Origin of the sequence: Rhizobium sp. NPDC092011 (assembly GCF_044756305.1) — a bacterium.
Taxonomy (GTDB): domain Bacteria; phylum Pseudomonadota; class Alphaproteobacteria; order Rhizobiales; family Rhizobiaceae; genus Rhizobium.
The window spans coordinates 97,308-116,482 of the sequence record NZ_JBIVSO010000002.1; the positions used below are offsets into that span (position 1 = coordinate 97,308).

The window sequence follows — 19,175 nt, forward strand, 5'->3', positions numbered from 1 at the left end:
AGCGGCGGTCCAGCCTTCCGCGGATGGCTGGAACCGTCTTCGGCTGTGAGTTAGCGGCGATCGAGGCGGGTAGCCAGGCGGTCGCCCAGCCATTGCATACCCCAGACCAGAACGATCAGGATGATGACAACGGCGATCATCACATTCGTTTCGTAGCGCTGATAGCCATAGCGGATGGCAAGGTCGCCAAGGCCGCCGCCGCCGATCGTGCCGGCCATAGCGGAAGCGCCGATCAGCGTCACCAGGGTTACGGTGAAGCCGGCGACGATGCCGGGCATGGCTTCGGGTATCAGCACCTCGCGGACGATGGTCCAGCGATTGCCACCCATGGCGCGCACGGCATCGATCAAGCCTCGATCGACATCGCGCAGCGAGACCTCGGCAACACGCGCGTAATAGGGGATGGCGGCGATGGTCAGCGGCACGATCGCCGCCGTTGTGCCGAGCGCGGTTCCGACGATCAGGCGCGTCAATGGAATCAACGCGATGAGCAGGATGATGAAAGGGACGGCGCGGAAACCGTCGACCAATATGCCCAGGACTCGGTTGATCGCGCCTTGCTCAGCGATGCCGCCACGGCTGGTAACGACGAGGGCGAGGCCGAGCGGCAGTCCGATGATCAGAGAAAGGAAACCGGACGCGCCCGTCATCCAGATGGTCTGCCAGAAGGAGCGCCAGAGCAGGCCGAGAATTACATCAGTTGTCATAGCCTAGAACCTCCACCCGGGCGGAGCGGGCTTTCAAGAAATCGATGACCTGCGTCGGCAAGGTCGCGTCTCGCGTCGGCACGGCAACGAAGAAGCGGGCGACGGGCTGGTTCTGGATATGGTCGATGCCGCCGTGCACCAGCCGGAAGGAGCGGGGTAGAGCAGCCGAGAGGTCGGCAAAAAGAGCGCCTTGGGCGGCAGGGCCGGCGAGATCGACGCTGATGATGGCCTCGGCCCCTGATGTTGGGGAGAGGCGCGCGGCGATGTGGTCCGGGAGTTGCGGACGAGCGCCGCTGAGCAGGCTCGCGGTGATTTCCGCTTCGGGATTGGCGAAGACCGTCCAGACTGACCCCTCTTCGACGATCCGACCGGCATCGATGACGGCGACGCGATCGGCGATCGAGCGGATCACCTCCATCTCATGGGTGATGAGCAGGATCGTCAAGCCGAGCTTGCGGTTGATATCCTTCAGAAGAGCCAGGATGGCGCGGGTCGTTTCCGGATCGAGCGCCGATGTCGCTTCGTCCGACAGAAGAATGGCGGGCCGAGCGGCAAGAGCGCGCGCAATGCCGACGCGCTGCTTCTGTCCGCCTGACAGGGCCGATGGGTAGGCTTTCGCCTTGTCGGCGAGGCCGACGAGATCGAGCAGTTCGCGGGCGCGTTGCAAACGTTCGGTTTTGCCGACGCCCTCGATCTTCAGCGGCAGGGCGATATTTTCTTCGACGGTGCGCGAGGAAAGCAGGTTGAAGTGCTGGAAAACCATGCCGATGCGGCGACGCAGCGGCTGCAGTTCCTTCTCCGACAGACGCGCGATATCCCGGCCCTCGATATGGATTTCGCCGCTATCGGCGCGTTCCAGCCCGTTCAAGCAACGGATCAGCGTCGATTTGCCGGCGCCGCTGCGGCCGATGATGCCGACGATCTCGCCACGGCGCGCAGTCAGCGAAATGCCGTCGAGCGCGGGCGTCGTGCCGAACCGGCGGCGGACGTCGACGAGACGGACGATCTCGTCGCCCGACGATCGCTCAGGCGGCGCCTGTCCATCGATTGACGTGGCGGGGGTGAAGGAATTCATGTCTGTTTCCCGATCTTCTTATTGCGTTCGGCGCGGGTGATGCTGCGCTGTAAACGCCAAAGGCGGCCTGGGCAATATATGCCCCGGCCGCCCAGCCGCTCAGCGCTGTCCCCCGCGCCGTCCGGTTATCAGTAGGCGCTCTGGCCCGTACCCTTGTAGACCTTGTCGAACTCGGCCTTCACAATATCATTCTGATAGGCGGCCACCAAGGTCTTAACCCAGGGTGCACTCTCATCGCTCTGGCGAACGGCGATGAAATTGCGGTACGGGTTGCCGTCGATCTGCTCCTGGGCGATGCGGTCCTTCGGCGACAGGCCTGCCTTCAGCGCCCAGTCGGTGTTGACGACAGCGGCGTCGAGATCGTCGATCGAACGACCGACGATGCCGGCATCCAGTTCCTTGATCTCGACATTCTTCGGATTTTCGGCAACGTCAGCGGCAGTGGCGAGGATGTTGGTAGGATCCTTGAGCTTGATGACGCCTTCGTGCTGCAGAACGAGCAGCGCACGTCCTTCGTTGGACGGATCGTTCGGCACGCCGATGACGGCACCCTTCGGCAGCTCGGCTACGGTCTTGTACTTCTTGGTGTAAAGGCCGATCGGCCAGATGCCCGTATAGCCGGCAACCACGATGTGGTAGCCGTGCTGCTTGATCTGGTTGTCGAGGTAGGGCTTGTGCTGGAAGGCGTTGGCGTCGATCTCACCGCGTTCCAGGGCTTCGTTCGGCTGGGTGTAGTCGTTGAAGACGACAGGCTCCACCTTCAGGCCCTTCTTGGCGGCTTCGGTCACAACCGCGCGCCAGACGTCTTCGTCTTCGCCGCTCATGATGCCGACCTTGATCGTCTTGTCCGCAGCAACGGACTTCGTGGCGGTTGCCGTCAAGCCGAAAGTGGCGACAGCGGAGGCGAGGATGACAGCAAGGCCGGCGCGGCGGGAAAGGCGCAGCGCGTCGAAACCTTTAGAAAGCTTTTCAGTCATGGGAAATCCTGTTCCAGATAAGCGAGATCGTCTCTCGTTGACGGCTTGATAATCTCAGACGCGTGTTCCCGCTGCCAAGCAGGATCATGCGTTGTGCACTGCGGTTCTGAAAAACTGTTTCAGGATCAGGTGGAGGTGGAAATTAATTTTCTACAAATACTATGGGTTATTTGTGCGGCAAATTGGGCACTTGCCTAAGGTTTGAGCAGGTCAGCGGTGGATCGGATCTATCCAGAGAACTTCCTCTGGCTTTTCCACCGGTTCGATATCGAGATTGACGACGACGGGCTCTTGTCCGGAGCGCACCAGCACACATTCCAAAGTCTCGTCGCGGCTGGCGTTGATTTCCTGATGCGGCACGAATGGCGGCACGAAAATAAAGTCTCCGGGGCCTGCTTCGGCGACGAATTCCAGATTCTCGCCCCAGCGCATCCGAGCCTTGCCCTTCACCACGTAGATGATGCTTTCGAGATCCCCATGATGGTGGGCTCCGGTCTTGGCATTGGCATGGATCGTCACCGTTCCCGCCCAGATCTTTTCGGCGCCGGCGCGGGCATTGTTGATGGCGGTTGCACGGTTCATTCCGGGCGTCTGCGCCGTATTCGGGTCGAGCGCATTGCCGGGGATGATTTTGATGCCATGTTCGCGCCAGTCGATCGGTTGATGGTCGTGATCGTGGCTGTGTTCATGCCCGTGTTCATGATCGCCGCACATGGTCTTCCTTTCACCGTTTTGGAAGGGATTCGCATGCCTTCCGGCTACCAGACGCAATTTCAGTCTACGTGAAGCCATTCAAAAATAAAGGGAAATTCAGAAAATTATTAATTAGGCTTTTCAAGTCGAGATTAATCTATAGACTTGATCAAGTTAAATGACCGGTGGGAACATTTTGTGTGTGTCCCGCGTTGCGCCGGTCAGAAGATGGTTTGCCGCGCCGCTTGCCCCCATGGACTGTGTTCGGGGCGCGCCAAACTGAAGAAGCAGCGCCTGGGTCTCTACGGGGACCATCGAGTTTCATACATGCGCCGGACTTCCAATTGAAAGGAGACAGACATGTCGAATGCCTTGCCGCCCCTTCATGAGGGTCATGCCCCCATCACTCTGCAGCAGCTGTTCCGTGAGGCGCTCTATGCCTTTGAGGAATGGGACAGCGAAGTCACCGAACCGATCGTGACGTTCGAGGGGCGCATTGTCCCCATCAGCGTCGTTTTCGAAGCCATGCGCGAATGCACCGACATCGTGCCCAACAATATCGTCTCGGCTGTGACCGAGCGCCTGACCAAGCCCTGGGAGGGCGAAGGTCCGCTGGATACGATGACATTCTCGACCGCAGCGCGCGTCATGGGCGTTCTGGTTCGCAAGAGGTTGCTGGCCGTGAACAACGGCATCAACGTCGCCGCGATTGCCGCAGAGGTTCAGGCTACCGAAAAGTCTGACCGCTAAAAGCGTCAACATTACTGATAGAAGGCCCGCCGGCACCCGCCTGCGGGCCTTTTTGCTTTATTTGCGGTGGCCGGCCTCGAATTCCGGATCGACGGGAATCTGCATCGACGTCACGAGATGGTTGGTTTGGCCCGCGAGGCCGATAACGGCAAGCAGATCGGCATGCTGTGCATCCGTCATACCCTTGGCTCTGGCGGCAGCCGTGTGAGAATGGATGCAATAGGTGCAGCCATTGGCGGTCGAGACCGCGATATAGATCATCTCGCGCACCAGCGGATCGAGCGGGCCGTCCGCCATCATGACCGCTTTCAAGCCTTCCCAGGTGCGCTTGAGCAGAACCGGGTCGTTGGCGAGGCCGCGCCAGAAATTATTGATGAAATCCGATTTCCGGACCGCACGAATATCGTCGAACACGGCTTTGACCGCCGGGATCGCTTCCGCCTCGGCATCGCCGAGCAATTTGACCGTCGCCATACTCCATCTCCTCGTCAAGAACCTCGTCCTGTCGGAACATAGCGCATTTTCCGGTGGCGTAAGCCCGATGGCCGGCAAATATCCTCCGTCTTTCTGTTTGCAAATATGATCCATATGTGAAAATATTATTTACATAAGAAGATTGAGGCTTGCGCGAAAATCGGAACGACGGTGATTGTCGAGACAGAGGAGCGCGTTTGCCGGAGCGAATGAAGAGAGCGGAAGTATCGATGGCGCTGAAGAAGGACCTGCCGCTGGCCGGGCTTGTTATCGTAGACATGAGCCAGTTTCTGTCCGGCCCATATTGCACTCTGCGGTTGATGGATCTCGGCGCGAGGGTCATCAAGATCGAGCGGCCTGCCGGCGGCGATCTCTCGCGCGGCCTTTATCTCAGCGACCATGAGAGCGGCGATTCGACCATCTTCCATGCGATCAACCGCTCCAAGGAGAGCTTAGCGATCGACCTGAAGAACGAGCGCGACATGAGCGCTTTGCGCAAGCTGATCTCCAAAGCCGATGTTCTCGTTCAGAATTTCCGCCCTGGCGTGATCGAACGGCTGGGTCTGGATTATGAAACCGCGCGCAAGCTCAATCCGCGCCTCGTCTATTGTTCGATCAGCGGTTATGGTGAAGAAGGGCCATGGGTGGCGCGGCCAGGACAGGATCTCCTGGCGCAGTCACGCTCCGGTGTCATGTGGCTGAACGGCGACGAGGGGCAGGGCCCGGTGCCCTTCGGCCTCGCGATCGGCGACATGCTGGCGGGTGCGGCTGCGGCCCAGGGCATTCTTGCAGGATTGGTGCGTCGCGGCGTGACGGGCGAGGGCGGATTGGTGGAGACCAGCCTGCTCGAGGCTCTGGTCGATCTGCAGGTCGAGGTGCTGAGCGTACATATGAACAGCGACAACAAGCTGCCCGAGCGCTCCCATGTCCGCAGCGCCCATGCCTATCTTTCCGCCCCCTATGGCGTCTATCCTGCGGCCGACGGCTATCTCGCCATTGCCATGACGCCGCTTTCCAAGCTTGCCGATCTGCTCGGCATGGACGAACTCGCGCCCTATCGCGATGATCCAAAAAGCTGGTTTACCGCGCGCGACGAGATCAAGGCGCTGATTGCGGCGCGCATTGTCACCCGCAATGTCGACGATTGGCTTGGGATACTAGAGCCTGCCGACATCTGGTGCGCCCGCGTGCTGAACTGGCCGGAGCTGCTGGGCAGCGAGGGCTTCCGCGCTCTCGACATGCTGCAGACGGTCTGGCGCGACGATGGCGTCAGTCTGCATACCACCCGCTCGCCCATCCGCATCGATGGACAGCGACCGAAATTCGAGCGTGCGGCCCCGCACGTTGGCGAGCATAATGCGGCACTCTGGGAGGAGTTCGATCTCGGTTAAGGGGTCGAGAGGTCGCGATGGATTTAGAAGGAGTTTTCCAGTGACGCGCATCACCAATCTTCGCGTTTTCGATTTGCGCTTCCCGACATCGCAGAGCCTCGACGGCTCTGACGCGATGAATCCGGACCCGGATTATTCGGCAGCCTACGTCATTCTCGAGACCGACCGGCCGGGCCTTGCCGGCCATGGCCTGACCTTCACCATCGGCCGCGGCAACGAGATCTGCTGCATGGCGATCGAGGCGATGCGGCATCTGGTTGTCGGCACAGAGCTTGCGACTGTTCTGGAAAACCCCGGCAAATACTGGCGGCACCTGACCAGCGATAGCCAGCTGCGCTGGATTGGCCCGGAAAAGGGCGCGATGCATCTGGCAACCGGCGCTGTCGTCAATGCCGTCTGGGACCTGCTCGCCAAGGAAGCCGGCAAGCCTGTCTGGCGACTGGTTTCCGAGATGGATGCCGAGCAGATCGCCGATATCGTCGACTATCGCTATCTGACCGACGTGCTGACCCGCGACGAAGCCGTCGCCATCCTGAAGAAGGCGGAAGCCGGCAAGGCCGACCGTATCGCCACGCTCGAGCGCGAGGGCTATGCCTGCTACACGACTTCGGCCGGCTGGCTCGGCTATGACGATGCCAAGCTGCGTCGCCTCTGCCAGGAAGCCATCGATGCCGGCTTTAACCATGTGAAGATGAAGGTCGGCCGTGATCTCGAAGACGACATTCGCCGCCTCACCATTGCTCGTGAGGTGATCGGCCCCGACCGCTATCTGATGATCGACGCCAATCAGGTCTGGGAAGTCAATCAGGCGATCGACTGGGTTCAGAAGCTCGCCTTCGCCAAGCCCTTTTTCATCGAAGAGCCGACAAGCCCGGATGATGTTGCCGGACACCGCAAGATCCGCCAGGCCATTGGGCCGGTGAAGGTCGCCACGGGCGAGATGTGCCAGAACCGCATCATGTTCAAGCAGTTCATCGCCGAGGGTGCGATCGACATCGTGCAGATCGATTCCTGCCGCATGGGTGGTCTGAACGAAGTTCTGGCGGTGCTGCTGATCGCGGCCAAGTATGGATTGCCGGTCTGGCCGCATGCTGGTGGCGTCGGGCTTTGCGAATATGTGCAGCACCTGTCGATGATCGATTACATCGCCGTGTCAGGCACCAAGGATGGCCGCGTGATCGAATATGTCGATCACCTGCACGAGCATTTCATCGACCCCTGCATCATCCGAGACGCCGCCTATATGCCGCCAAGCCTGCCGGGCTTCTCGATCGAGATGAAGCCGGAATCGATCGCGGAATATACGTTCAAGGGGTGAGCCCCAACTGTACTCGTCAAAGCGAAAGCCCGCCAGATGGCGGGCTTTTGTCTTTCTGTTCAAGAGGTCGGTCTCAGACGGATTTGTTGAGCCACGTCTGAATGACCGGCACATCGGCATCGTCAAACTCGTGACCGGCGGACACTGTCGCAAGCTCGACCTTGGCACCACTTTCGCGCAAGCGGTCGGCCAATGGCTGAGCGTATGGACCGTAGAGGTCTTTTTCGCCAGCGAGCACCAGCACATCGGCATCAGACATATCCGCTGCGGGTGGATTTTCGAGCACGGCCATGGAGCGCAACAGCGCCGCGCGGCGGATGAGATGCGGTTGCAGCGACAGCATCGCGTTCAGCAGGTTGGCGCCATTCGAATAGCCGATATAGACGATGCGATCCGGATCGAGACCGTAGGCGTGGACCGCGCCATCGATGAAGGCGGCAAAGGCCTCGGCTTCGCTGGCGATATCCGCCTGATCGAAGATCATAGGCCCGTTGCGACGGAACCAGCGCGGGGCACCTTCCTCAAGCGCGCGGCCGCGCACGGTGAGCAAGGTCGCATTGGGGTCGATCTTGTGGCCAAGCGGCAGCATCGTCGTTTCATTGGCGCCGGAACCATGCAGCAGGACGAAGACATTGCCGTTCGGCTGCTCGGGCGTGAAGAAGCGATGGATGAAGGGCAGATCGCGATAGATCACGCGCGGTTCGCCGGGCATGGAGAACTGCGGCAGGATCACGTTCAGTTCGGCCAAAAGCTTCGGACTGTCGCCGGGGGCAAAGAGGCGTGTGCCAAGCGTCGCCTCATCCTCATCGATCAACATGCCCGGTGCATCCGTCGCGAGTTCGAACAGGATACGGCCCGGTTCGCGCACGTAGAGCGAGCGGAAGTACTTGCGGTCATGCATCGCGGTTGGCCAAGAATTGACCGCTTGCAGCGCGGTGCGGACCGACTGCAGTTCGGCATCGTCTTCGGCGCGGAAGGCGACGTGATCGACCGTGCCCGTGCCGGGCGCGCTTGCCCAGAAGCCGCGTGCGTCCCTGATGTCGAGGATATCCCCGGGCTCCGAGATGAGGCGGCTGATCGCGCCACTGGTGGCGAATGGCTTGTAATCGAAGTGGTCGATCAGGATGGCCTGCGTTTCCTCGGGCGTTTCGCTGAACAGCGTTGCGCCGCGAATGCGGCGGATCGCGTGTTCCTGCGGAATATTCTCGCTCGTCCACGGAGCCGTTGCCGGCAGAGTATTGGTCCCGACCAGCTTGACGATGACACCGTCCGGATCCTTCAACCGCAGGACCGGTTCGCCAAATTCATCCGACGGCCCCTCCGGCTTGAGACCGGCGCTCAAGGCGCGGGTCAGCCAGAAGCCGATGCTCGTCGGATCGATTGCCAGCGAGATTTCGCCGACCTGGCCGACGCCGGCGCGACCGGGCGAGCCGTCTTCCCAGACGAGAAAAGTGATCAGCGAGCCGGGCGAGCCGGTGGCATCGCCGTAAAGGAGATGAAGCTGCGTGGCGTCCTCGAAGCCGCCGGTGCGCTTGACAAGGCGCAGGCCGAGGAAGCCGACGTAGAAATCGACATTTGACTGAACCTTGCGGGTAATCAGCGTGATGTGATGGATGCCAGCGACCATGGGATGCTCCAGACTGTAATTTGGTTCTGGCCGCTATTTAGGTCGTGGTTATTGTTCAATGCAATGCGCCGCCCGTGAAGGCACTGTTCACAAAAGGCGCTATTGCTTGAGTCTGCCGGCGGCGAGCCGACAGCATCGGCCCGAAAATCTGACAGGATTTTCGGAAGCCCGATGCGTAGATTCAAAGAGATAGAGCGTCTTTGTGCCTCCGAAAGGAAGCACGACGCTCTAGTGCTCGCCGAGGCTCTCTTCCGGCGATTTGCGGCGGTGACCGCTGATTTCCGAGCCGGCGGTGCGGGAGAAGCTGGCGTTCCAGATGACTGCGAGAAGTGCAATCGCGGTGACGACGATGAAGGCGACGGAGAAGTCGGCCATTTCGGGCTTGGCGTGGCCCAGGAACTGCGTCGAGCCGTGCAGTGCAAGGGCGGCGACGCAGATGCCGAGCGAAAGCATCAGCTGCTGGAAGGTCGAGTAGAAGCTGGTCGCGATGCTCATGCGGTCGCGCTCGATCTCGTCATAGGCGATCGTGTTGTAGGCCGTGAACTGGAACGACATGAAGAAGCCGCAGAAGAACAGGATCACGAAGATGACGGGCAGCGGCCAGTCCGGCTTGAAGATGGAGCATAGGCCGTAGCCGAGCGTGCCGATCAGGCCGAAGATGATGAGCGCCGTGCGGAAGCCAAGCGTGCGCAGGATGCGGACCTGGAAAGGCTTCATCGCCATCGAGCCGAGCGCGGTCGCGATTGCAATCTGGCCCGCTGCCGCGGCGGAAAGACCGAAGCCGAGCTGCAGCATCAGCGGGATCAGGAAGGGGTGAGCCCCTTGGCTGATGCGCGTCAGCGAACCGGCGATGACCGAGGTGCGGAAGGTCGGCACCTTCATCAGCGAAAAGTCCATGATCGGCGAGGGATGCTTGCGGGCATGGCGCAGATAGGCGATGCCGAACAGGAGGCCGATGGAGATCAGGAATATGGCGAGATAGCCTTCGCCTTCACGGCTCGACATTTCGAAGCCGAAGAGCAGCGATCCCAGCGAAATGCCCGAGAGGATGAAGCCCGAAAGATCGAAGCGACCGGTGCGCGGGCCTTTCACTTCCTCGATGAACATCGATACGAGGATGAAGCCGATGATGCCGATCGGCACGTTGATATAGAAGATCCAGCGCCAGTCGAGATAGGTCACGAACATCCCGCCGACCGGCGGGCCGAGGATGGGGCCGACGAGCGCCGGGATCAGCAGCCAGGACATGGCGTTGACCATGTCCTTGCGCGCGACGCTGCGCATCAGCACGAGACGGCCGATCGGCAGCATCATGGCGCCGCCGAGACCCTGCAAAAGCCGGGCAAGGACGAGGAAGAACAGGTTCGGCGCCTGTGCGCACAAAAGCGAGCCGAGAACGAAAACCGCAATAGCGGATCGGAGGACGGTGCGCGACCCGAAGCGGTCTGCGATGGCACCGCTGGCCGGAATGAAGATCGCGAGGCTGAGAAGGTAGGATGTCAGCGAGATACTCATGGCCGGCGCGCTGACGCCGAAGTCTCTTGCCATGGTCGGAAGGGCTGTTGCGAGCACGGTCGCGTCGAGCTGTTCCATGAACATCGCACTTGCTACGATAAGTGCTACTACACGAAAATTCGGTGCGGCCCGCCGGGTAGGGGCGGCCTGGAATATCTGGTCCGACATTGTCGGGGATCGCTCTCGATGGTGCGGTGGGGTCGCAAGACAGAACCGCAAGTCTGGTCACGGCCGCGAAGGCCCGTTTGAACGGCGGTTTGTATACTCCTGCTCTGCCGCGATGGCCATATCAGAAACCGCAAATCTGATTGATGGGATGAAAAAAATGACACACATAAGCGTGAACGCGGCGGCAGATGAACGCTAGGTGAATGAATTGCGCGATATCGCGCGGAAATGCTCACGGTTGGTTTTTCGGCGTAAGATAATGTGCTCTCTGCACGCGGTCTTCTCTGCCGAAAAGACCGGTGCCGACAAGGGCGGCACCGATCAGGTTCATCGAGTCGGCCGGTGTTCGGCGCCTCAGTAACCGGCCGCCAGCCCCGAGCCCGCGCGGCTATCCATCGCGCCATTGTAGCGGGCGCCTCCGCCCTTGGCGATGTCGCTGAGGCTCTTGCCGCCGACGAGGATGCCGGCGGATTTGCCCCAGATCGGCCAGTCATTGTCGACCTGAACGGTGTAACCCATGCCGGCGAGCAGTTTGATCGTGTCGGGCGAAAGTGCGTGGGGTTCCGTATAGATCTTGTCTGGCAGCCATTGATGATGGATGTGCGGCGCGTCGATCGCCTCCTGGATGTTCATGCCGAAATCGATGACGTTGATGATCGCCTCGAGCGTGATCGTGATGATGCGCGAGCCGCCAGGGCTGCCGATCACCATGAAGGGCTTACCGTCCTTGGCGATGATCGTTGGGCTCATCGAGGATAGCGGCGTCTTCTTCGGCTCGATGGCGTTGGCCTCGCCCTGCACCAGGCCGTAAAGGTTGGGCACGCCCGGCTTGGAGGTGAAGTCGTCCATCTCGTTGTTCAACAGAATACCCGTGCCTGGCGCGACGACACCGGCGCCGAATTCACCGTTCAGTGTATAGGTCACGGCAACGGCGTTGCCGTCATTGTCGATGATCGAATAATGCGTTGTTTCATGACTTTCGCCGAGACCTTTGGGCATCAGGTCGGCAGAAACACCGGCCTTGTACGGATCGATGCCGTCACGGATCGTCTTTGCGTAATCCTTGTCCAGCAGCTTGCTGACGGGGTTCTTGACGAAGTCGGGGTCGCCAAGCGCCGAGTTGCGGTCCACATAGGCGTGGCGCATGGCTTCGACCATGACATGCACCGTATCGGCCGAACCATAGCCGGTATAGGAGAGCGGATATTCTTCCAGCACGTTGAGGATTTCGCAGATGATGATGCCGCCGGAGGAGGGTGGGGGCGAAGAAATGATCTGGTAGCCGCGATAATCGCATTTCACCGGGTCGAGTTCACGAACCTTGTATTGCTCGAAATCCTGGGTCGCGAGAATGCCGCCCTTATCCTGGCTTGCCTTGACGATGGCGTTGGCGACCGGCCCCTTGTAGAAACCATCGGGCCCTTGATCCGAAATATCGGAGAGAGCGTTGCCGAGATCCGGCTGGGTCAGCTTGTCGCCCGTCGCGAACGGCTTGCCGTCAGACTTGGTGAAGATCGCGGCGGTGGCCGGATCGCGGGAAAGCCAATCCTTGTTATCGTTCAGCTCTGCCGCATCGGCCTGGTTCAGCGTGAAGCCTTCCTTGGCGTAGCGAATAGCCGGCGCGATAAGATCCTGACGGGATTTCGTCCCGTATTTCTCGCGGGCGGTCTCGAAACCCATGACCGAGCCGGGGACGCCGACTGCAAGATAACCGTCGGTGCTCGCGCCTTTGACGATATTGCCCTTATCGTCGAGGTACATGTCCTTCTTCGCCGCCAACGGCGCGCGTTCGCGAAAATCGAGGAAGGTCGTCTTGCCGTCACGCATGCGGATGGTCATGAAGCCGCCGCCGCCGATATTACCGGCGGTCGGATAGACCACCGCCAATGCGTAGCCGACGGCGACCGCCGCATCGACGGCATTGCCGCCGCTTTTCAACACCTCAACGCCGACATCCGTGGCGAGATGCTGCGCCGTGACCACCATGCCGTGTTCGGCCTCCACCGGTGGTGGCGCGGCGGCTCTGGCTGTTACCGAGAAAAGGGCAAAGGTGATCAAGGTCACCGACGAAATCGCTCGATGGCGGAAATGGCGCATCATCATGCCTCCCGTTATTGGCTTGGGAACGAAGCCCATTTTTGAAATGGTGCCCTATTCGGAAATGGCGATATCCGCAGTTGCAATTTTTTGAAGATGCCATTGCGATATGAGCCGGCAATGGATCTGCGAGTTCCGGCGGAGCTGCTGCCGCCAATCGCGCACTGCGCGGTAAGAGGCTTGAAACCGGGCGAATCCGATGGGTGTGGATCGATTCCGTGTTCACCTCGGTGCGGGAGCGATGGATAGCCCGGCACCTGTAATATTTCTTTTATTAGTTGAATCTACTTTAAGGAGCCTTCAACCGAGGCAGTAGTATTGCGTGGAGGTTAGGGATGGCCGTGACGAAGCTTGAACGCTGGAGGAGCGAGCGCATGACGCAGGTCAAGCCGCTCGTCATATCTGAAAAGACGCATATCATCGAAATCGAATGCAGCCATTGCAGCCGGCACTTTTTCAGGTGGTCATCGATGGCTGCAGCCTATTGGCGTTGCGACGATTGCAGCGCGATTGCCTGATCGTGTCTTGCTTCACGATGCTAGGCTATCAGGATCGCGCGGAAATCGTTGACGTTAGTTCCAGTCGGGCCGGGCACGAATAGATCGCCGATGGCGTCGAATGCCGTCCAGGCATCGTTGTTTGCCAGCATTTCGGCGGGAACCATTCCCGCCTCGCGAAGCCGTGCCACTGTACCGGCATCCACAAAGGCGCCGGCATTGTCCTCGCTGCCGTCTATGCCATCCGTGTCGGCGGCCATGGCGTGAATGCCGGCATGGCCGTCGATATCGATGGCGAGCGACAGCAGGAATTCCGAGTTTCGGCCGCCCTTGCCCTTGCCTTTCAGTGTCACCGTCGTCTCCCCGCCTGATAGCAGCACGATTGGCCTGGCGAAGGGGCGATTGCGATGCAGTACTTCGCGGGCGATGGCGGCGTGGACATGAGCGGCCTCGCGGGCTTCGCCTTCGACCGCATCGGAGAGGATGGCTGCTTCGATGCCCGCGGCACGCGCCACCTCGGCTGCGGCCTCCAGCGAGACCCCGGCCGATGCGATGAGATGAACCTCATTGCCGGCAAAGCGCGGATCGTCGGGGCGCGGTGCATCCGCTTCAGCCTTTTCGATATGGGCGAGAACGGCTGGCGGCAACTCGATGCGATAGAGGCGGATGAGATCAAGGGCTTCCTCGCGCGTGCCGACGCCTGGCACCGTCGGGCCTGATGCCACGAGTGCTGGGTCGTCACCGGGTATGTCCGAGACGACGAGCGAGACGACCTTGGCGGGATAGGCGGCAGCAGCGAGCCGGCCGCCCTTGATGGTCGACAGGTGCTTGCGAATGACATTCATTGCGGAGATGGGGGCGCCGGAAGCGAGCAGTGCCTTGTTGACGGCGATCTCGTCCGCGAGGCTGAGCGTGCCTGCGGGCGAGGGCAAGAGGGCCGAGCCACCACCTGATATCAAGGCGATCACCAGATCATCTGCGGTCAGGCCCTCGACAAGTTTGAGGAGCCGGCGGGAGGCGGTAAGTCCCACTTCATCCGGCACCGGATGGGCGGCTTCTATGATCTCGATCTGGCGGCAGGGGGCGGAGAAGCCGTATCGCGTCACCACCAGGCCCTCCAGCGGGCCATCCCAGCATTGTTCCAGTGCTGCCGCCATCTGAGCCGAGCCCTTGCCGGCGCCGATGACGATCGTTCGGCCTTTCGGCTTTTTCGGTAGATGCGTGCGGATGCCGGTCAGTGGATCGGCGGCGCGCACGGCGGCATCGAACAGAGAGATCAGGAAGGCGCGGGGATCGGAAACGGTCATATCGAAACTGCCTGTCTTGCGATGATCTTGTAACCATTTGGTGGCTTAACTGTCTTGAAGACGCAAGGGGCAGGAACTGCAATTGTGTCCCGCGCGATGAATCCCTATGTAGAGGGAAAGGATTTTACGCTGTTATTGCAAGGATTTTCGAAATGGCCGAACTGAAAGTGAAGACAAGGCAGACGGGTGCCACCGCAACGGTCGGCCGTACCGGTTTTCCGCATGTGACCTCGGTGACCGGCGGTGAGATCGATATCGTTACCTCTCCGTCTCAGCCCGGTTTCAACCCGCTCGATCTGCTCTATTCGTCTCTATCCGCCTGCCTGGTCTTGAGCGCCCGCATGGCAGCCAGCAGCCTCGGCGTGCTCGACAAGCTCACCGAAGTCACCGCCGTCGTGACAGGCGAAAAGGCCACCGAAGGCCTTTCCCGCGTCGAGAAGTTCAATATCGCCTTCACCATCAAGGGCGATTTTAGCGACGAGGTGCGCAACGCCATCGCGCATGCCGCCGAAGACGAGATCTGCACCGTCAGCAACACGATCCGCGGCAATCCGCAGTTCGAGACGACGATTTCGGGGTGAGTTTTGGGTTTGGAGTAACCCCACATTCGTCCTTTCGCAGTCGCGCTTCGCTAAACTGGTCAGGTCCACTTTCGCCCCGCAGGCGGGGAGAAGATGCTTGGTGTTATCGCTCCCTCTCCCTCGTCAGAACGGGGAGAGGGGCCGTTTCGTTATTTCGAAGGAAACACAAACCCTTCGAGGTAAGGCCCAAGCTCCGGATCGATATCCACCTTCACAGCATTGTTGTAGATCGCAGTCGCGATCATGATCCCCGCGAAAGCCACGAGATTGGCAAGGGTCGGCTCGTCGTAGCGGGCTTTCAGTCGTGCCCAGACGTCTTCGGGAATCGCGTTTGAATCCCTGACGATTGCCTTGCCGAACTCGATCAGCAGGGCTTCGTCTTCCGTCGGTACGATCGTTTCCGGCGTCAGGCCGGCATTGATCAGCGCACGTCGGAAGAAGCCGACCGGGATGATCGAGCGGCATTCGATCGCGATGGCTTGGCAAAGCAGCCACACGCCGCGATCGTCCAGCGCCGGGCGCAGTTCCTCGCGCAGAGGAAACCATTCCGCATAGATGCGATGCGCCACCGGCGAATGCAGCAATGTCCGCTTCATGTTCGTCATGCGGCCACGCAGCTGCACTTCGCGGTCATGCTCGGCGCGCACGGCGTCCGAAGCGGTTTCGTAATCGATCGGGGTAATATGGCTCATGTTATTCTCTTGTAGTGGACTCTCTTATTGCGCGGCTTCAGCGCTAGCCTTGAAGAAGCGGTTTTCCGGGCGCGGCAAGCCGAGGTGTTCGCGCAAAGTCGTGCCTTCGTAGTCGCGGCGGAAAATGCCGCGGCGCTGAAGCTCTGGAACAACACGGGTCGTCACGTCAAGCAAGCCCTGCGGCAGGAAGGGGAAGACGACGTTGAAACCGTCGGAGCCTTCCTCGTGCAACCACTGTTCCATCTCGTCTGCGATGCTCTGCGGCGTGCCGACGAAGGCGAGGCCGGCATAGCCGCCGAGGCGCTGGGCTAGCTGGCGGACAGTGAGCTTTTCGGCTTCGGCAAGGGCGATGACGCGTTCACGACCGCTCTTGCTGGCATTGGTTTCCGGCGTTTCCGGCAACGGAGCATCCGGATCGAACTTGGAGGCATCGTGCCCGAGTGCGATCGACAAGGAAGCGATGGCGCTGTCGTAATGGACGAGGCTGTCGAGCTTCGCCCGCTTGGTCTTCGCCTCTTCGACGGTATCGCCGACGACGATAAAGGCGGCGGGCAGGATCTTCAGGTGATCCGGGTCGCGGCCGATTGCCTTCATGCGTCCCTTGATATCGGCAAAGATCGACTTGCCGTCGGTGAGATCGCGGGGTGCGGCAAAGACCGCTTCTGCCGTTTCGGCGGCAAGCTGACGGCCGGCGTCGGACTGTCCTGCCTGAACGATGACGGGCCAGCCCTGCGGCGGACGGGCGATGTTGAGCGGACCACGAACGCTGAGTTCCTCGCCCTTGTGCCCAAGCACATGCATCCGCTCGGGATCGAAGAAGATGCCGCTCTCGGGATCGCGGATGAAGGCGTCGTCGGCAAAACTGTCCCAGAGGCCGGTAACGACATCGTAGAATTCGCGGGCGCGATGGTAGCGCTCGCCATGCTCCATATGTTCTTCCAGTCCGAAGTTAAGTGCCGCGTCGGGATTGGATGTGGTGACGATGTTCCAGCCGGCGCGGCCGCCGCTGATGTGATCGAGCGAGGCGAAACGGCGGGCAATGTGATAGGGGAGGTCGAAGGTCGTCGAGGCGGTGGCGACCAGACCGATCCTGTCGGTGACGGCGGCGAGCGCCGAAAGCAGGGTGAATGGCTCGAAGGACGTAACGGTGTGGCTGCGTTTCAGCGCCTCGATCGGCATGTTGAGAACGGCCAGATGATCGGCCATGAAGAAGGCATCGAATTTAGCCTTTTCCAGCTCCTGCGCGAAGCTCTTTATATGCTGGAAATTGAAGTTGGCGTCCGGATAGGCGCCGGGATAACGCCACGCACCGGTATGCAGGCTGACGGGACGCATGAAGGCCCCGAGCTTCAATTGCTTCTGTTCGGTCATCGGCTCTCTCTCGAAAATCTTCAGGCTGTCACGACGCCGAAACGGCATCGAGAACGGAATGATGCCCTACGACGTAGGCGTGCTCCTCGCGCATTCAAAGGGCCGATTTCATTTATTTGATCGCTTTCGCGGAATATTCATCCGGGCACGGTTTCGGCGCCGTTCTGTCCGGCGAAAACCTTGACCAGCCAGTCTATGAAGACGCGCACTCGCGGTGAAAGCTGCCGGCTGCGCGGATAGAGCATGGAGACAGGCGTTCGTGTCGGCGGGTAGTCCGGAAGGAGATGCAGCAACTCGCCCGATCGTAACGCTTCCTCGGCGTGATAGAGTGGAACCTGGATCAGGCCGAGGCCGAGCTTGGCGGCGGCGAAATAGCTCTCGGCTGCGTTGACGGAAATGGTGGCCGGCAGGGTGATCTCGCGGACTGCGCCGTCGATCTGGAACTCCAGCGGCAGCAGACCACCTGTTGCGGAAGAGCGGAAGCCGATCATGCGGTGGCCATCGAGCCTATCGGGATGAGCCGGTGTGCCGAAACGTTCGACATAGGCCGGCGCCGCGAGCGTCACTTCCTCCAGCATGGCAACACGACGACCGATCATGTCGCTGTCTTGCAGCGCGCCAACGCGCAGCACGCAATCGATCCCTTCGCGGATCAGGTCGACGAACCGGTCGCCTTCGGTGATCTGCAGTTCTATGTCGGGATAGGTTTCGAGGAAGGAGGGCAGGTTCGGCAGCACGAAATGCCGGGCAAGCGTGCCATGCACGTCGACGCGCAACACCCCCTTCGGCTTGGCGCCGGCAAAGGCGCCTTCCGCATCCTCAATGTCGGAGAGGATGCGCAGGCAGCGCTGGTAATAGGCTTCTCCATCGAGCGTCGGGCTGACATGCCGCGTCGTGCGCTGCAGCAGACGCACGCCGAGACGCGCCTCGACCTGCTTGATGGCATCCGTCACCGTCGAGCGGGGCAGGCCGGTATCTTCCGCCGCCAGCGTGAAGCTGCGCCGTTCCACGACCCGGCAAAACACCCGCATGGCATCGAATCTGTCCATCTATTTGTTCGCTAATTTCGGATAGTGATGCCGATTAATGGCCGATTATCCGCCGTATGAAAAGAGGCATCTTCTCCTCATCGAAACGCGCCACGGCGCAGAGCAACGAAGGATGAGGAAAATGAGTAGCAATTCCAAAAAGGTAGCGATCGTCACCGGCGCATCGCGCGGTATCGGCGCAGCCATTGCCGAGCGGCTGGCCGAGGATGGCTTCACTGTTGTCATCAACTATTCCGGCAGCGAGGCCGCCGCCGAGGAACTGGCTCGCAAGATCGAGGAGAAAGGCGGCAAGGCGCTGACCGCGAAGGCCGATGTTTCCGATGTCGACGCCGTGCGCCGCATGTTCGATGCGGCCGAGGCAGCCTTCGGCGGTGTCGATGTCCTCGTCAACAATGCCGGCATCATGCAGCTTGCCAAGATCGCCGATGCCGACGACGCTCATTTCGACCGCCACATCGCCATCAACCTCAAGGGCACGTTCAACACGCTGCGCGAGGCCGGCAGGCGGCTGCGCGACGGCGGCCGCATCGTCAACTTTTCGACCAGCATCGTCGGCCTGAAACTCGAAACTTACGGTGTCTATGCGGCAACCAAGGCCGGCGTTGAGGCGCTCACCGGCATCATGGCGAAGGAACTGCGCGGTCGCTCGATCACGGTCAATGCGGTCGCTCCCGGCCCGACGGCCACGGATCTCTTCCTCAACGGTAAAAGCGATGAACTCATCGACCGCATGGCCAAGATGAACCCGCTGGAGCGCCTCGGCACACCGCAGGACATTGCCGCTGCCGTTTCCTTCCTTGTCGGCCCGGATGGTGGCTGGGTCAACGGCCAGACGCTGCGTGCCAATGGCGGCATGATCTGAGCCAACTTGGCGGCAGGGCAATGC

18 protein-coding genes are annotated in these 19,175 nt (G+C 60.6%); 6 read left to right on the forward strand and 12 right to left on the reverse strand.

Features of this window, described 5'->3' with window-relative positions:
* Positions 1 to 50 precede the first annotated feature (50 nt).
* The 4 genes from ACIQJ2_RS08900 to ACIQJ2_RS08915 all read right to left on the reverse strand — a co-directional run bounded on the left by ACIQJ2_RS08900 (position 51) and on the right by ACIQJ2_RS08915 (position 3,473).
* Positions 51 to 707 carry a methionine ABC transporter permease gene (locus tag ACIQJ2_RS08900; RefSeq protein WP_400669683.1) on the reverse strand — a complete coding sequence of 219 codons (657 nt, stop codon included), beginning with the start codon at positions 705 to 707 and terminating at the stop codon, positions 51 to 53.
* The gene (locus ACIQJ2_RS08905) at positions 697 to 1,782 is read right to left on the reverse strand and encodes a methionine ABC transporter ATP-binding protein (protein ID WP_400669685.1); all 1,086 of its coding nucleotides are present in this window, start codon (positions 1,780 to 1,782) and stop codon (positions 697 to 699) included. Before ACIQJ2_RS08905 ends, ACIQJ2_RS08900 begins: the two co-directional genes overlap by 11 nt.
* Positions 1,783 to 1,910: 128 nt before the next feature.
* Entirely contained in the window at positions 1,911 to 2,759 is an 849-nt protein-coding gene (locus tag ACIQJ2_RS08910) for a MetQ/NlpA family ABC transporter substrate-binding protein (RefSeq protein WP_400669688.1), read from the reverse strand.
* Positions 2,760 to 2,969: 210 nt separating this feature from the next.
* A complete protein-coding gene (locus ACIQJ2_RS08915; RefSeq protein ID WP_400669691.1) occupies positions 2,970 to 3,473 on the reverse strand; it encodes a cupin domain-containing protein in 504 nt (167 codons plus the stop codon).
* A gap of 339 nt (positions 3,474 to 3,812) precedes the next feature.
* Between ACIQJ2_RS08915 and ACIQJ2_RS08920 the strand changes: the two genes are divergently transcribed.
* Positions 3,813 to 4,202 carry a hypothetical protein gene (locus ACIQJ2_RS08920; RefSeq protein WP_184702785.1) on the forward strand — a complete coding sequence of 130 codons (390 nt, stop codon included), beginning with the start codon at positions 3,813 to 3,815 and terminating at the stop codon, positions 4,200 to 4,202.
* 57 nt (positions 4,203 to 4,259) lie between these two features.
* Here the strand turns inward: ACIQJ2_RS08920 and ACIQJ2_RS08925 are convergent, their stop codons facing one another.
* Positions 4,260 to 4,676 carry a carboxymuconolactone decarboxylase family protein gene (locus ACIQJ2_RS08925; RefSeq protein ID WP_199150366.1) on the reverse strand — a complete coding sequence of 139 codons (417 nt, stop codon included), beginning with the start codon at positions 4,674 to 4,676 and terminating at the stop codon, positions 4,260 to 4,262.
* Between the two features lie 230 nt (positions 4,677 to 4,906).
* Between ACIQJ2_RS08925 and ACIQJ2_RS08930 the strand changes: the two genes are divergently transcribed.
* A complete protein-coding gene (locus ACIQJ2_RS08930; protein WP_400670248.1) occupies positions 4,907 to 6,067 on the forward strand; it encodes a CaiB/BaiF CoA transferase family protein in 1,161 nt (386 codons plus the stop codon).
* A gap of 40 nt (positions 6,068 to 6,107) precedes the next feature.
* Entirely contained in the window at positions 6,108 to 7,385 is a 1,278-nt protein-coding gene (locus ACIQJ2_RS08935) for an L-fuconate dehydratase (RefSeq protein WP_400669696.1), read from the forward strand.
* Between the two features lie 73 nt (positions 7,386 to 7,458).
* Here ACIQJ2_RS08935 and ACIQJ2_RS08940 read toward each other — a convergent pair whose 3' ends face one another.
* From ACIQJ2_RS08940 to ggt, 3 genes are all read right to left on the reverse strand, one after another.
* Complete coding sequence (locus ACIQJ2_RS08940; RefSeq protein ID WP_400669699.1) at positions 7,459 to 9,012, reverse strand: VOC family protein; 1,554 nt, start codon at positions 9,010 to 9,012, stop codon at positions 7,459 to 7,461.
* 228 nt (positions 9,013 to 9,240) lie between these two features.
* Positions 9,241 to 10,695: an MFS transporter gene (locus ACIQJ2_RS08945; protein ID WP_400669702.1), complete on the reverse strand. Its 1,455-nt coding sequence runs from the start codon at positions 10,693 to 10,695 to the stop codon at positions 9,241 to 9,243.
* 354 nt (positions 10,696 to 11,049) lie between these two features.
* On the reverse strand, positions 11,050 to 12,792 hold the full coding sequence (ggt, locus tag ACIQJ2_RS08950) for a gamma-glutamyltransferase (protein ID WP_400670251.1): 1,743 nt from the start codon (positions 12,790 to 12,792) through the stop codon (positions 11,050 to 11,052).
* A gap of 335 nt (positions 12,793 to 13,127) precedes the next feature.
* Between ggt and ACIQJ2_RS08955 the strand changes: the two genes are divergently transcribed.
* Positions 13,128 to 13,310: a hypothetical protein gene (locus ACIQJ2_RS08955; RefSeq protein ID WP_199148066.1), complete on the forward strand. Its 183-nt coding sequence runs from the start codon at positions 13,128 to 13,130 to the stop codon at positions 13,308 to 13,310.
* Positions 13,311 to 13,330: 20 nt separating this feature from the next.
* On the opposite strand, the gene ACIQJ2_RS08960 is transcribed toward ACIQJ2_RS08955, so the two are convergent.
* Positions 13,331 to 14,596, reverse strand: coding sequence for a glycerate kinase (locus ACIQJ2_RS08960; RefSeq protein WP_400669705.1), 1,266 nt, complete (start codon positions 14,594 to 14,596; stop codon positions 13,331 to 13,333).
* Between the two features lie 152 nt (positions 14,597 to 14,748).
* On the opposite strand from ACIQJ2_RS08960, the gene ACIQJ2_RS08965 reads away from it, so the two are divergent.
* Positions 14,749 to 15,177, forward strand: a complete 429-nt coding sequence (locus ACIQJ2_RS08965) for an OsmC family protein (protein ID WP_285172870.1) — start codon at positions 14,749 to 14,751, stop codon at positions 15,175 to 15,177.
* Between the two features lie 149 nt (positions 15,178 to 15,326).
* On the opposite strand, the gene ACIQJ2_RS08970 is transcribed toward ACIQJ2_RS08965, so the two are convergent.
* The 3 genes from ACIQJ2_RS08970 to ACIQJ2_RS08980 form a co-directional block, all read right to left on the reverse strand.
* Positions 15,327 to 15,869 (reverse strand): carboxymuconolactone decarboxylase family protein, encoded by a 543-nt coding sequence (locus tag ACIQJ2_RS08970; protein ID WP_400669708.1) that lies wholly within the window; start codon positions 15,867 to 15,869, stop codon positions 15,327 to 15,329.
* Positions 15,870 to 15,893: 24 nt separating this feature from the next.
* Entirely contained in the window at positions 15,894 to 17,240 is a 1,347-nt protein-coding gene (locus ACIQJ2_RS08975; protein ID WP_400669711.1) for an LLM class flavin-dependent oxidoreductase, read from the reverse strand.
* A gap of 137 nt (positions 17,241 to 17,377) precedes the next feature.
* Positions 17,378 to 18,289 (reverse strand): LysR family transcriptional regulator, encoded by a 912-nt coding sequence (locus ACIQJ2_RS08980; RefSeq protein WP_400669713.1) that lies wholly within the window; start codon positions 18,287 to 18,289, stop codon positions 17,378 to 17,380.
* 121 nt (positions 18,290 to 18,410) lie between these two features.
* On the opposite strand from ACIQJ2_RS08980, the gene ACIQJ2_RS08985 reads away from it, so the two are divergent.
* Positions 18,411 to 19,151 carry an SDR family oxidoreductase gene (locus tag ACIQJ2_RS08985; protein ID WP_400669716.1) on the forward strand — a complete coding sequence of 247 codons (741 nt, stop codon included), beginning with the start codon at positions 18,411 to 18,413 and terminating at the stop codon, positions 19,149 to 19,151.
* Positions 19,152 to 19,175 lie beyond the last annotated feature (24 nt).